General features: G+C 68.7%; 10 protein-coding genes. 4 read left to right on the top strand and 6 right to left on the bottom strand.

The window, feature by feature from the left end; genetic code table 11:
* Window positions 1-8: 8 nt before the first annotated feature.
* Both ABFD52_10625 and ABFD52_10620 read right to left on the bottom strand, forming a co-directional pair.
* A complete protein-coding gene (locus ABFD52_10625) occupies window positions 9-1,802 on the bottom strand; it encodes a long-chain fatty acid--CoA ligase (GenBank protein MEN6561218.1) in 1,794 nt (597 codons plus the stop codon).
* 60 nt (window positions 1,803-1,862) lie between these two features.
* Window positions 1,863-3,440 carry a hypothetical protein gene (locus ABFD52_10620; GenBank protein ID MEN6561217.1) on the bottom strand — a complete coding sequence of 526 codons (1,578 nt, stop codon included), beginning with the start codon at window positions 3,438-3,440 and terminating at the stop codon, window positions 1,863-1,865.
* A gap of 224 nt (window positions 3,441-3,664) precedes the next feature.
* Here ABFD52_10620 and ABFD52_10615 point away from each other — a divergent pair, with 224 nt between their 5' ends.
* Window positions 3,665-5,968 carry a DUF5916 domain-containing protein gene (locus ABFD52_10615; protein ID MEN6561216.1) on the top strand — a complete coding sequence of 768 codons (2,304 nt, stop codon included), beginning with the start codon at window positions 3,665-3,667 and terminating at the stop codon, window positions 5,966-5,968.
* Window positions 5,969-5,981: 13 nt separating this feature from the next.
* On the opposite strand, the gene ABFD52_10610 is transcribed toward ABFD52_10615, so the two are convergent.
* Genes ABFD52_10610 through ABFD52_10595 form a run of 4 tightly spaced genes read right to left on the bottom strand, consistent with a single transcriptional unit; the run spans window position 5,982 to window position 10,408 of the window.
* Complete coding sequence (locus ABFD52_10610; protein MEN6561215.1) at window positions 5,982-7,313, bottom strand: YaiO family outer membrane beta-barrel protein; 1,332 nt, start codon at window positions 7,311-7,313, stop codon at window positions 5,982-5,984.
* Window positions 7,310-8,734: a glycosyltransferase gene (locus ABFD52_10605; protein MEN6561214.1), complete on the bottom strand. Its 1,425-nt coding sequence runs from the start codon at window positions 8,732-8,734 to the stop codon at window positions 7,310-7,312. Before ABFD52_10605 ends, ABFD52_10610 begins: the two co-directional genes overlap by 4 nt.
* The gene (locus ABFD52_10600) at window positions 8,734-9,792 is read right to left on the bottom strand and encodes a HEAT repeat domain-containing protein (protein MEN6561213.1); all 1,059 of its coding nucleotides are present in this window, start codon (window positions 9,790-9,792) and stop codon (window positions 8,734-8,736) included. The genes ABFD52_10605 and ABFD52_10600 overlap by 1 nt, the downstream gene beginning before the upstream one ends.
* Window positions 9,767-10,408, bottom strand: a complete 642-nt coding sequence (locus tag ABFD52_10595) for a response regulator transcription factor (protein ID MEN6561212.1) — start codon at window positions 10,406-10,408, stop codon at window positions 9,767-9,769. The genes ABFD52_10600 and ABFD52_10595 overlap by 26 nt, the downstream gene beginning before the upstream one ends.
* Before the next feature lie 313 nt (window positions 10,409-10,721).
* Here ABFD52_10595 and ABFD52_10590 point away from each other — a divergent pair, with 313 nt between their 5' ends.
* From ABFD52_10590 to ABFD52_10580, 3 genes are all read left to right on the top strand, one after another.
* Window positions 10,722-11,126, top strand: coding sequence for a hypothetical protein (locus ABFD52_10590; GenBank protein MEN6561211.1), 405 nt, complete (start codon window positions 10,722-10,724; stop codon window positions 11,124-11,126).
* Between the two features lie 90 nt (window positions 11,127-11,216).
* Window positions 11,217-12,470, top strand: a complete 1,254-nt coding sequence (gene tyrS, locus ABFD52_10585; protein ID MEN6561210.1) for a tyrosine--tRNA ligase — start codon at window positions 11,217-11,219, stop codon at window positions 12,468-12,470.
* A gap of 91 nt (window positions 12,471-12,561) precedes the next feature.
* Window positions 12,562-13,590 carry a peptidylprolyl isomerase gene (locus tag ABFD52_10580; protein ID MEN6561209.1) on the top strand — a complete coding sequence of 343 codons (1,029 nt, stop codon included), beginning with the start codon at window positions 12,562-12,564 and terminating at the stop codon, window positions 13,588-13,590.
* Window positions 13,591-13,659 lie beyond the last annotated feature (69 nt).

Below are 13,659 nucleotides of genomic sequence, written 5' to 3'. Positions count from 1 at the left end.
GACCGGCTTCAAGCCTGGTAGAGCGAGTCGATGATGTCGGCGTACTTCCGCTCGACGAAGTTGCGCCGGACCTTCAGGGTCGGCGTCACCTCGCCGAGATCGAGCTCGAAATCGCGGTCGAGGACGGCGATCTTCTTGACCCGCTCGTAGGAGGCGAGGCCCGGGGTCAGCCGGTTGATCTCGCCGAGCAGGAACGCGGCGACCGCCGGCAGTCGGGAGAGCTTGGCCCGATCCGCGACGGCGATGCCGCACCTCTTGGCCCAGGCCTCGAGCTTCTCGAAATTCGGCACGACCAGGGCCGATATGAATTTGCGGCTGCTGCCGACGACGACGGCGTTGGCGATGAACGGGCTGCCCAGGATGAGGCTCTCGATCGGCTGCGGGGCGATGTTCTTGCCGCCCGAGGTGACGATGATGTCCTTCTTGCGGTCGGTGATGATGAGGTAGCCGTCCTCGTCGAGACGGCCGATGTCGCCGGTGTGGAGCCAGCCGTCCTTCAGGGCCTCCCGGGTGTCGGCCTCGTTCTTGTAGTAGCCCATCATGACGTTCGGGCCGCGGGCCAGGATCTCGCCGTCCTCGGCGATGCGCAGCTCGACCCTCGGGATGGCCTTGCCCGCGGTCCCCAGGCGGATCCGGCCCGGCGTGTTGCCCGTGAGCACGGGCGAGGTCTCGGTCAGCCCGTAGCCGGGAAAGACCAGGAGGCCCAGGGCCAGGAAGAAAGCGGTGATATCCTGCGACAGGGCCGCCCCGCCGCAGATCATGTAGCGGATGCGGCCGCCGGTCCTGGCCGTGATCTTGGAGAAGACGAGCCGGTTGGCGATGGCCCGCTTCAAGAACAGGTGGACGGGGATGGGCTGGCCGGCGATCATGCGGGCGGCGTGCTTCTTGCCGGTGGCCAGGGCCCAGAGGAAGATCGCCCGCTTGAGCCGGGAGCCGGCCATGACCTGGTCCATGACCCGGGCGTAGATCTTTTCAAAGAGCCTGGGCACGCTGATCATGACCGTCGGCCGGACCTCGGCCATGTTCGCGGCCACGGCCTCGACGCTCTCGGCGTAGGCGACGCTCGTCCCGACGTGGAAGAAGAGGAAGGTCGCCGTCCGCTCGAAGACGTGCGACAGGGGCAGGAAGGACAGGGCCGTGTCCGTTTCGCGGAAATCGATGACCTCGGTCAGCGAGTCGACGTTGGCGACGAAATTGGCGTGGCTGAGCATGACGCCCTTGGGCAGGCCGGTCGTCCCGGAGGTGTAGATTATGGAGGCCAGGTCCCCGGGCCGGACGGCCTCGATCGCCGCCTCGAAGCGTTCCTGTCCGCCGCCGGGCTCGACCCGCAGGCCCATCTCCTCGACGTCCGAGAGGGCCTGCGTTCCGGCCGGGGGATCGCCGTCCATGATGACGATCCGTTCGAGGGCCGGCAGGGCGTCCCGGACGGCCGCGACCTTGCGCCACATCTCGAGGTCCGAGCAGACGGCGATCTTCGCCCCGGAATCGGCGATGATAAAGCGCACCTGGTCGGGGAGGAGCGAGGTGTAGATCGGGACGGTGACCCCGCCGGCGCAGAGGACCGCGAAATCGGCCAGGACCCACTCCGGGCGGTTCTCGGAGAGGATGGCGACGCGGTCGCCGGGCTGCAGGCCGAGTTCGCGGAGGCCGAGCGACAGTCGCCGGACCGCCGCCTCGATCTCCCCGGTGGAGATCCGCGTCCAGATCTCGCCCTTTTTGACCAGCATCCGGTCGGGCTTCCGGAAAGCCCGGCAGGACCGCAGGAAAAGGCGGCTGATCGTCGTGACGGCATGATCGGGCATTAGCGGGTCCTAAAAGAGGCCATTATACACCATTTTGGGTCCGGCCGGCGCGGCCCTTGTTCAGCGGTCCTGGATGAGCTTGATGAGCGCCGAGGCTTTGTCCGCGAAAGCGGGGTGGGCGGCGGCCTGACGGGCCAGGTCGAGGGCCCGGTCGAACGAGCCGGCATTGTGGTATCCGGCCGCGCCGTTGTACTGGCAGGTCGCCTTGGTCGCCCGGACCGCGGCGATCTGGGCCTGTTTCCTGGCTGTCAGGCGCGCCTTCCGCTCCGCGGACATCCCGGAGGCGGCGATCTCTGCGATCCTGGCCTCCAGGCCCTTTTCCCTGTCCTCGAGGATCATCGCGGCCCCGGCGAAATAGACGCCCGAGTCGAGCCATTGCCTGCGGTCGGCATAAAGGCGTCCCAGGTGATAGGCCGCGTCGTTCTCGGACGGATCGAGGTCCAGGGCACGGCGCAGGTCCCTCTCGGCGTCGTTCAGCCGCCCCTGCTCGTAGGCGACGATCCCGGACAGGGTCTCGACGCCGGCCACGCCGACCAGGAAAACCCTGGCCGCTTCGATCGACCTGTGCGCCTCCTCGAGCCGGTCCAGCTGGCGCAGGTTCCAGGCCGTCCAGAAGTTCCCTTCGCCCATCTCGTACGTGCCGAGTTCCAGGAGGCGGCCGAGGGCCGCCAGCGCTTCTTCAGAGCGGCCGAGGCAGCCGAGCGCCAAGCCCTTGCCCAGGAGCGCGTCCCGGTAGGCCGGAAGCAGGGCCAGGGCCTTGTCGTTCCATTCGAGGCAGGTCTCGAACTCTTCCATCTGGAAGGAGACCTTGGCCAGGGAGATGAGGACGGACGGCGAATCGGGGATCGCCTCGAGGACGGCGCGGTAATGCTCCTCGGCCGCGAGGAGGCTGCCCGCCGCCAGGGCGTCCTCGCCCAGGTAATAATGGATCTCCGTGAACGCTGGGTCGAGGGCGAGCAGGGCCTCGAGCTCAACGGTCCGGGCCTTCGCGCCGACGGCGGCCTCGAAGGCCAGGAGCCGCGACCCCGGATGGAGGCTCCGGACGGCCGCGGCGTCGAGCTTGTCGGCGAACCCGAAGCCGAACTCGCGGCGCAGGGCCAGGCGCAGCGCGGCGGCCAGGTCGTCGGCCGGGGACGCGCTTTCGAGTTCCCGGTCGATCCCCGGCACGCGCTCGCGGATCCAATCGAGCTGGGCGTCGAGCGACCGGCCGCCGATCCGATCGATCCCCGAGTTGCCCTTGATCTTGCAGGGGAGGCCGGCCAGGAGCTCGAGCCACGGCGCGTAGCGGGCCAGTCCCGGCTCCGCCGCGATCAGGGTCCCGAATTCGGGGACGGGATCCGCGTCGAGGACGCCCAGGTCCTTCTTGCGCAGGCCCAAAGCGATGGAGGTCCGGACATACCGTTCGGCGACCCCCGCGCGCGGGGCGGACGAGGCCAGGGCCTCGACGCAGATCGCGCGGGCCTCGGCCAGGGCCTCATAGCGGCCGGCGGCGTAGAGCCTGTCGGCGGCGGCGAGCCTGGCCGCCAAGTCGACGGGCTGCGGCGCCTGTCCGACAGCGGCCCGTCGAGCGGGCGCGGCGCAGGCGGCGGCCAGGACGAGGGCGCAGGAGACGAGGCCGGCTGTCCCGATGCGCATCATGCTTCTGCCTTCGGCGAAGGGTCCTATCCCTCGCTCCTCTCCACCCGAGATTTCGTCCGGGTTCGCGTTATCGTTTAGCCCGTCCTTTCCTGGAAGTCCCTTTCGGAATATTATAGGCCTCATCAAGGCGGCGGAGAAATTCCCGGGGAGGCGCCGGGACCATCAACCTTTTTCGCCTGGCCGCAGTATTCCTGAATGAGGTCCCTTTTCCGCAAGGAGCGCAGATGAACCGAAACCGCCGTCCGCGCCTCATCGTCCCCGCCGTGACCGTCGCCCTTGGCGCCCTCTTGTCCGCCCCCGCCCTCGAGTCGAGGACGGCGGCCGGGCCGGCGCGCGTCACCCCGGCCCGTTTCGATATCGCCCAGGCCTCCGACCCGATCAGGATCGACGGCGTCCTCGACGAGGCGTCCTGGTCGGCGGCCCCGGCGATCCCCCTGCCCTTCGAATGGCAGCCCGGGGACAACATTCCCGCGCCGGTGAAGACCGAGTGCCTCGTGACCTACGACGCCCGCCATCTCTATGTCGGCTTCCGCTGCTTCGATCCCGAGCCGCGGAAGATCCGGGCCCACCTGATGGACCGCGACGACTCCGACACGCTCATCCTGGACGACCACGTCAGCTTCATGGTCGATTCCTTCGACGACGAGCGCCGGGCCTTCCAGTTCCGGGTCAATCCCCGGGGCGTCCAGGCCGACGCCAATTTCAGCGAGTCGGAGGGCTACGAGGACTTCTCCTGGGACGCCATCTGGAGCGCGGCGGCCCGGATCACCGACTGGGGTTGGGCCGTCGAGGTGGCCATCCCGCTCAGCCAGCTCCGCTTCCGCAGCTCCGGGGGGCCGCAGACCTGGGGATTCGAGGCCGAGCGGTCCTGGCCGCGGGACACCCGGCACCGCTTGATCTCCCACCCGCGCTCGCGCGATGTCAACTGCATCCTCTGCCAATTCAACAAGCTGACCGGCTTCGCCGGGGTCACGGCCGGCCGGAACATCGAGATCGATCCGACCGTCACGGCCAGCCGGACCGACGCCATGCCCCTGGCCGAGTACCCGGACGGCCGGCTGGCCCGGGGGCGGATCGACGACCAGTACGGCCTGACGGCCAAGTGGGGCGTGACCCCGAACCTGATCCTCAACGCCGCGGCCAACCCCGACTTCTCGCAGGTCGAAGCCGACGTCGCCCAGCTCCGGATCAACCGCCGCTTCGCCCTGTTCTATCCCGAGAAGAGGACCTTCTTCCTCGAGGGCGCCGACTTCTTCCTGACGCCCGTCCAGGCAGTCTTCACCCGGACCGTGGTCGATCCCCTCTGGGGAGCCAAGCTGACGGGCAAGACCGGCCGGACGGCCATGGGCTTTTTCGCCTCCCAGGACGAAACGCCGAACCTCATCTTCCCCTCCAACCAGGGCTCGGCCTCGGGCACGCTCGACGAGGACGTCTACGGCGGCGTCTTCCGCGTCCGCCAGGACGTCGGCAAGTCCTCGACCCTGGGCGTCATCTACACGGGCCGGGCGGGAAGCGGCTATTTCAATCATGTCGCCGGGACGGACGGTTTCTTCCGCCTCGACCGGAAGAACTCGATCACCTTCCAGCTCCTCCACTCGGAGACGGATTATCCCGACGCCCTGGCCGGCTTGTACGGCCAGCGCCAGGACCGGTTCGGGGGCAACGCTTTGAGCCTGGCCTTCGAGCACGCGTCGCGGTCCTGGATCGCCGAGTTGGCTTATGCTGACCTGTCGCCGGGGTTCCGGGCCGACTCCGGCTTCGTCCCCCGTGTCGACACGAGGCAGGCCGAGGCCATGCTCTTTCGCCAGTTCTGGGGCCGGGAGAAGAGCTGGTACCATTACATCCGCGTCGGCGCGGCTGGCGAGTTCGTCTACGATCACGACGGGAACCTGACCGACCGCAGCCTGACCCTGGGCCTCCTCGTCCAGGGGGACCTCGATACCCAACTGAACGTCCACGGCATCTTCGCGCGGACGCTCTACCAGGGCCGGTATTTTGACACCGCCTCGGCGACAGCCGCTTTCCGCGTCCGCCCCTTCAGCGGCTCGGAGGTCGGCGTCCAGGGAGAGGCCGGGCAGGGCATCGATTACTCCGGCCTGCGCCTGGCCGATGTCCTGTCGATCGGGCCGTACGGCTCATTCAGCCTGCTCGGCCATCTCAACCTGGTCCTCAGCCACGCCTTTGAGCGGCTCTCGCTCGGCGGGCGGACGATCTACACGGCCAACCTCAGCCAGGCCAAGATGGTCTGGAACTTCAACGTCCGGTCCTTCGTGCGGGCCATCCTCCAGTACCAGGACGTCGAGCAGAACCCGGCGATGTCCGCCGACCCGGTCGATACGCGCAGCCGCGGCCTGTTCACCCAGTTCCTGTTCTCCTACAAGCTCAATCCGCGGACGGTCCTGTTCCTGGGCTATTCGGACAACGCCATGGGAGGGGTCTTCGACAGCTGGCTCGGGCCCGGTCGCGTCGGCCTTGTCCGGACCGACCGGACGTTCTTCCTGAAGATCGGCTACGCCTGGCAGATCTGAGCGGCGGGAGCCTTCAGAAGCGGTAGCCCACGACGAGCGACGCGGCCGTGCTCGACGGCCCTCCGGCCTCCTTGCGGAAGGAGAGGTAGCCCCGGAGCTTGATGTCCCGGAGGACATACAGATCGAATCCCGCCTCGGCGAACCAGGCCGGCGCGAGGAGGATCTCCTCGGCCGGGCCGGTCTCGAGCGACCGGGCGCCGCGGCCCGCGCCTGCCCAGAGATAGCTGGCGCCGGCGAGGTAGCGGCGGAGGCCGGCCGTCCACGTGATCTCGCTTCCGCCTGGCAGGCCGGCCCGGCTGACCCGCACGTTCGGATACCAGGGCCCCGCGTAGATCGCCGCCGAGGAGACCAGAACGGTCACTCCATCGTGGCCGCCGCCGAAGCTCATCCGCCGGGCGCCGAGCGAGGCTTCGAACCTCTTCAGGAAGGACTGGTAGATCTCGAGATGGACCGAGGACGAGGCCGTGATCGCCGCCTTCGGGGCCAAGCTCAGATCGCAATAGCCGTAGGCGCCTTTCCAAAGCTGGGGATAGGCCTCGAGGCCGATCCGGTCGTCGTGCCGGCCCGCCCGCCAGAGGCGTCCGGCCTTGACCACGAGGCGGGCCCGGTCGCGGAAGACGCTGAAAAGGCCGGCGACGCCGAGGTCCGTATAGTCGCCGCGCCCGTCGCTCCAGTGCTCGTTCCGGCCGTCGAGCCAGACCTCCGCCCGGCGGGCGAAGACCGGGGCGGCGGCGGCCAGGGCCCGGGCAAAGTCCCCGTTCCGGGGCTCGAGCTCGGCCGCCCGGGCGAGGTAGCCCCGGGCCCGGCCGTAATCGCCCTGCCAGAGGAGGACCGAGCCGGTGCGGAACAGGGCCTGAGCGTGGTCGGCGTCGAGTTCGAGCGCCCGGCGCGCGTAGACGAGCGCCCCGTCGCGGTCCCCCCGCCAAGCGGCCAGGTCGGCCAGCCCGGCCAGGGCGTCGGCCGAGCGCGGCTGCAGCTCCAGGGCCCTCCGGAACGTCCGTTCGGCCCCGTCGAGGTCCCGGCGCCAGGAGAGGAGCCGGGCCTTGAAGACGAGCAGGTCCGCGTCGGCCGGGTGCTCGGCCAGGAGCCGGTCGAGCGAGGCCTCCGCCTCGTCCCTTCGGCCCGCGTAGGCATAGGCCCGGGCGAGAAGGAAACGTACCTCGGCGTCGGAGGGATCGGCGCGAAGGGCGTCGAGGGCGAGATCGATGGCCTTGCCGTAGGCCCCAGAGACGAGCGCGCCGCGGACCTCGTCGCGGCCCTGGGCCAGGCCCGCCGGGACGGCCGCGAGGAGCAGGACGGCGCCGACGACGGCCGCCGGGAAGCGGGAAGGTTTCGATTTTTTCATGGCGTCTGCCCTGCCTTGGCGAATCCTTTCTTCTCCATCGCGCCCCACTCGTTCTTGCCCTGGATATAGTCGATGACGCTCCAGGCCCTGACGACGGACAGATACTGCCGGTAAAAAAGGTTCTCGAGGATCCCCGACGCGGCCAGGATGAGGATGGCGAAGGGCCTGGGATAGCGGTACGAGGAAAGCTCCTCGAGGAGGATGGCGACGAGGGAGACGAACGTCCCGTAGAAGACGGCCACGAAGAAGAACATGATGGCAAAAGGATAGTTGACCTGGCCGAGAAAGACGTGGCCGAGGAACACGGCGTAGCCGAGGACCTCGATGAACGGCCCGGCCATCTCGAAGATCGCGTAGAAGGGCATGGCGAACATCCCGGCCACGCCGTAGCGCGGGTTGAAGATCATGCCCCGATGATGGACCAGGGTCTGGATGAGGCCCCGGTGCCAGCGGCTCCTCTGCCGGGCCAGGACCCGCAGCTTGTCCGGCGCCTCCGTCCAGCAGATGGGGTCGGGGATGAAGGGCAGGCGGTAGGGCTTCTTCTGGTCGTGCATGTGCTTCTGCATGCGGATGACCAGGTCCATGTCCTCGGTGATGGAGGCCGCGCGATAGCCGCCGCAGGCCATGGCGATGTCCTTGCGGAAGATGCCGAAGGCGCCGGAGACGATCAGCGTGCTCCGCATCATGCTCATGCCCAGCCGGCCGCCGAGGAAGGCCCGGAGGTATTCCAGGATCTGGAAGCGGGCGATCCAGTTGCGGGGGATGCCGACGCGGACGACCTGGCCCTCGCGGACGTCGCAGCCGTTGCTCAGCCGGATGATGCCGCCGGCGCCGATCGTCCGCTCCGGGTCTTCGAGGAAGGGCCGGACGACCTTGAGCAGGGCGTCCTTTTCCAGGACCGAGTCGCCGTCCACGGCGCAGAACAGGGGATAGCGCGAGATGTTCAGCCCGGCGTTCATGGCGTCGGCCTTCTTGCCGTTGACCTTGTCGACGACGACCAGCCTGGGTTGGACCGCGGACCTGTAGATCTCCCGGACGGGGAGAGTCCGGAGGGTCCTGCGGAAGACGGTCCGCGACGGCCGCAGGTCGAAGGCCTCGGTCAGCCGGGCCAGGGTCTCGTCGGTCGACCCGTCGTTGACGACGATGACCTCGAAGACGGGATAGCGGAGGGACAGGAGCGAGCGGACGCTGTCGACGATGCCGGGGCCTTCGTTGAAGGCGGGAACGATGACCGAGACGGGCTTGACGATCGGCATGCGGAAGATCTCGCCGAAGCGGACGAACGTGATCATGCGGCGGTAGCGGAGGATGCCGGCGAGCGAGAGCAGGTTGAACAGGAAATAGAAGGTGTTGATGAGCAGGAAATAGGCCAGGATGAGGCGCTCTGCCCCGGCGTCGAACAGCCGCAGCAGCCCGGTCATCAGGCGCCTCCCGCCAGGATGACGGTGTCGAGGACCATGGCGGCCATGTCGGCGGCGAAGCGGTCCTTCCGTTGGCGAGAGATGTTCTGGAGCTCGAGGACGCCGACGAGGCCGAAGGCCGCCAGGGCGTAGCCGGCGTTGAAGCGGACGTGCCAGCTCGGCGAATAGAGGCCCCTGGCGACCATGGGCAGGGTCTTCCAGTCCTGGAGGTTGCCCAGGCTGCGGAAGGCCTGGGCCTGGACCTCCCAGGCCGGATCGGCCGCCAGCGCGCAGAGCGTCGGGGCCGAGGCCGGGACGAGCAGGCGCCCCAGGGTCCGGGCCGTCCGGATCCTGAGCTCCTTGTCGGCGTGCCCGGCGAAGGGGACGACGTCCCGGTAGAGGCCGCGGAAGACCAGCCTCCCGGCCATCTCGACGAGCAGGGCCAGCTTCCCGGCCGGCAGCGGCTTCCGCAGGGAGGCCCGGAGGTACGGCTCGATCCTCTGGCCGAGGTTGTTGAAGATGTTCGAATAAGCGTAGAAGTTCGGCCGGGGGTCCTTCTCGAACAGGTCGAAGATGATGGCCAGGGTGTCCGGCGAGGCGATGCCGGTCAGGGCGTTGAGCGCGGCCAGGCGGACGACGGGCTTGTCGTGCAGGAGCTTGACCAGATGGACGGCCTCCTCCGGCGTCGAGAAGTCGACGAAGAGCCGGACGTTCTGGAGACGCGTCGCCAGCCGGGGCGATCGGAGCTCGCGCAGGCAGCGGTCGCGGATGGTCCGCTCGAAGATCGTCCGGAGCGGCTCGAGCGCCCGGCCGCTGAGGGCCTCGCGGTAAGCCACGAGCAGCCGCTTGAGGATCCGCGGCCGGGCCCGGTATTCCCGGGCGAAGGCCCGGGCCGCGGCCCCGTGACCGGCGGCGGAGGTCAGGACCTCGAGCAGGTCCTTCTCCATGGCCTCGTAGGCCGCCCCGTCCTTCCGTTCGCGGCGCTGGACGAAAAGGCGCCGGACGAGGATGAAGAAGAAGAGCGACCCCGAAACGGCGAGGAGGAAGGCGAAGCTATAGAGAACGGCGGTCGACAGCATGGTCGCCGGCCTCCTTCAGGATCATCTTGATCTTGGCTACCAGGATCCGGGGCGAGAAGGGCTTGATGATGTAATCGGCCCCTGCGTCGAGGCTCCGGACGATGGCCTCCTCGTCGTCGAGCGACGAGAGGATCAGGACCGGAAGGCGGCGGGTCTCGGGATCCTGCTTCAGCCGGGCCAGGAGCTCGAAGCCGGTCAGGCCGGGCGCGGCGGCGTCGACGACCAGCAGGTCGGGCCGGCCGGACCTGGCCCGGGCCAGGCCGTCGCCGCCGTCGGCGGCCTTGATGACGACGAAATCCTCCTTCTGCAGGAAATGGGCGATCAGGTTCCGGGTCGTCGGGTCGTCGTCGATGATCAGGACCTTGCGGGCCTCTGCCGGCCCGTCCCGGCCCGGGGCCGCGGACCGGGCGAGCAGGAGCGAGGCCTGGCGGAGCTGGGCTTCGCTTTCCGGGAGCGCCGTATCCTCCGGCAGCGTCGCGCCGGTCTTAGCGACGAGCTCCCGGAGCTCGCGGAGCGTCTGGGATTGAACGGCCATGAGCTCGGCCAGCATGGTCCGGTGGCGCTCGACGCGGCGGAGGGCGTCTTCGATCTTCAGCTGGGCGACCGGCCGTTCCATGTTCGTATCCGGGCGCGGCGGTCTCCGGCCGCGCTGGTTTCGCCCCCGCGCGGACAGGTCTCTCACGCGCCGGGCCTATCATATCGGCCGGGGGGCGTCCGGGGGTATCGCTCATCCTGGGGAAGAAGCGGGTGATTTTCCGGGCGGGGGGGCCGTCGCGGGAGGGGAGGGAGACTCACCCCGGGCGGGGCGGGAGACGCGCGCCCCCCGGAAAGGAACCCGGGTACGGATCCCTGCGTCAGTATGGTTATAGACACCGGAGGCCGGCTTCGGGTACATTGGTCCCGAGCTGGAGCGAGAAAGGAGCCCGATCATGAAGAGATCCCTGCTGGTCCCGATCGTCGTCTTGACCGCCCTGTCCTTCCCGGCGGGCGCCGCCCGGGCCCAGGTCCCGGCGAAACCCGCGATCGCCGGGACCTGGATCGGCGCCGCCGTCGTCGGCGGCGGTGGCGAACAGATCGAGATCACCGTGGTCCTGGCCGAGTCCGGGGCCGGCTACGCCGGCAAGATAAGCGACGCCAGCGGCATCGTTCCGGAGACGGAGCTGCGGCAGATCGTCCTCAAGGAAAACAAGCTCTCCTTCGAGCTCGACCTGGACACCGGCTCGGGCCCGACGCTCATCAAGATCGAGCTGACGGTCGACGGCGGGACGATGAAGGGCGCCTGGTCCGATCCCGGCGGGGATTCCGGGGCCATCGAGCTGGCTCTGAAGAAGTAGGCCGGGCCCAGGCCGCCGCCGGCCCTCCAGGCAGGGCCGGGCTTGGACAAGCTCCCTCTCCCATGGTATAACTGCCGGCGAGGAAGGACCATGAGCGGAAACGTCTACGACGAGATCAAGGAGCGCGGCTTCGTGGCTCAGGTCTCCGACGAGGAGGCCGTGCGCAGGATGCTCGGCACGGAGAGGGTCACGTTCTACGTCGGGTTCGACAGCACCGCGACCAGCCTCCATGCCGGCAGCCTCGTCCCGATCATGGCCATGGTCCACCTCCGGCGGGCCGGCCATCGGGTCGTCGCCGTCGTCGGCAGCGGGACGACCATGGTCGGCGATCCCAGCGGCAAGACCGAGATGCGCCCGATGCTCGAGGAAGGGACGATCCGGGCCCAGGGCCAGGCCATCCACCTCCAGCTGGCCCGCTATCTCCATTTCGACGGCCAGAACGCCATCGCCGTGGACAACGCGGACTGGCTGATGCCGCTCCAGTACATCCCCTTCCTCCGGGACATCGGCCGGCACTTCAGCGTCAACCGGATGCTGGCCGCCGAGGCCTACAAGCTCCGCCTGGAGAGGGGGCTGTCCTTCATCGAGTTCAATTACCAGATCCTGCAGGCTTACGACTACCTGACCCTCTACCGGAAGTTCGGCTGCACGCTGCAGATGGGCGGCGACGACCAGTGGGGGAACATCCTGGCCGGGGTCGACCTCATCCGCCGCGTCGACGGCGGGACGGCCCAGGCCCTGACCTTCCCGCTCCTGACCACGGCCACGGGCGCCAAGATGGGCAAGACCGCCCAGGGCGCCGTCTGGCTGGACGGCGGGCTCTTCAGCCCCTACGACTTCTACCAGTACTGGGTCAACTGCGACGACCGCGACGTCGGGCGCTTCCTGCGCCTATTCACGCTGCTGCCGCTCGACGAGATCCGGCGGCTCGAGTCGCTCAAGGACAGCGGCATCAACGAGGCCAAGCGCGCGCTGGCCTTCGAGGCGACCAAGATCACCCACGGCGAGCTCGAGGCCGAGAAGGCCCGGCAGGCGGCGGCCGCCGCGTTCGGTGCGGGCGGCGGGCCCGCCGCGGCCGAGGGCGGCCTCAATTCCCTGCCGACCACGGCCGTCCCCCGCTCGCGCCTGGAGGCCGGCATCGCCCCGGCCGGGCTCTTCACCGAGGTCGGCCTGACCCCCTCGCGCAAGGAAGCCAAGCGGATGATCGAGCAGGGCGGCCTCTACGTCAACGACGAGCGCCTCGAATCAGTCGAGCGGCTGATCACCCTGGCCGATCTCAGCCCCGACGGAGGCCTGCTGCTCAAGGCCGGCAAGAAGAAGATCCATCGCATCGTCCCGGAGTGAGCGCTCCCGCCGCGCCGCCCCCGTTTGCGCCGGCCGGACATTTATGGTTAACTAGTTGGATGTCCCCCGCGCCCGCAAGGAGAGTCTTATCATGAAGAATGCGTTGACCCTTATCCTGGTCTCGGCGCTGGCCCTGTCCGCCTGCGGCCCGAAGGCCGGGACGTTCGCCCTCAAGCAGGGCACGCCCGCTTACGCGCTGGCCCTGGAGCTGGCCAAGATCAGCCCGGCCCTGGCCCCCGACAAGACGACCGTCCTCGTCGAGACCAGGAAGTTCAAGATAACGGCCGCCGAGGTCGTCCAGTCGGCCCGTGACCTGATGGGAACGCGGTCCGACCAGCTCAAGAGCTTCGACGCCGGACAGCTGAAGCAGATCTTCGACCAGAACGCCGAGTCCATGGCCGAGCGCAGGCTCATCGTGGCCGCGGCGGCCGCGGCCAAGACGATCGTCACGCCCGACGAGCTCCAGCAGGTCCTGCAATCCCAATACGCGCAGGCCGGCGGCGAGCAGGCCTTCCTCGAGGCCCTGAAGAAGGCCGAGGTTTCGATCGACCAGGTCAAGGCCAGCGTCCAGGACTCCCTGCTGATCAACAAGTTCCTCGGCGGGGTGGCCGAGAAGGGCGCCGCCGTGACCGCGGAGGAACTGCAGAAGGCCTACGCCGGGGAAACGGCCGGCGACAAGACCGCCTCGGTCCGGCACATCCTCCTGATGACCCAGGGCAAGACCGACCAGGAGAAGGCCGCGGCCAAGGCCAAGATCGAGGACCTGCTGGCCAAGGCCAAGGCCGGGGCGGATTTCGCCGAGCTGGCCAAGACCTGTTCCGAGGACCCCGGCTCCAAGGACAACGGCGGCCTTTACGAGAACTTCCCCCGCGGCCAGATGGTCAAGCCTTTCGAGGACGCCGCGTTTTCCGTTCCCGTGGGCCAGCTCAGCGGGGTCATCGAGACCGAGTACGGCTACCACATCCTCAAGGTCGTCGACCGCAAGAAGGAGACCCGGTCCTTCGAAGAGGCCCGGGCCGAGATCGAGGCCCGGCTCAAGAAGGACAAGGGGCCGGCCGTGGTCAAGGACTACGTCCAGGGGCTCAAGGACAAGGCCCAGTTCAAGCTGATCGGCCTCTGAGGGTCCCCGGCCGGGCGATGAGGGGGCGGCCGTCCCATCATCGCCGGCGGGGGGAGCCGGGGGTCCCGT

The organism is Acidobacteriota bacterium, from assembly GCA_039683095.1.
Classification (GTDB): Bacteria; Acidobacteriota; Aminicenantia; order Aminicenantales; family Saccharicenantaceae; genus RBG-16-66-30.
This window is presented reverse-complemented; position numbering and strand designations above follow the sequence as displayed.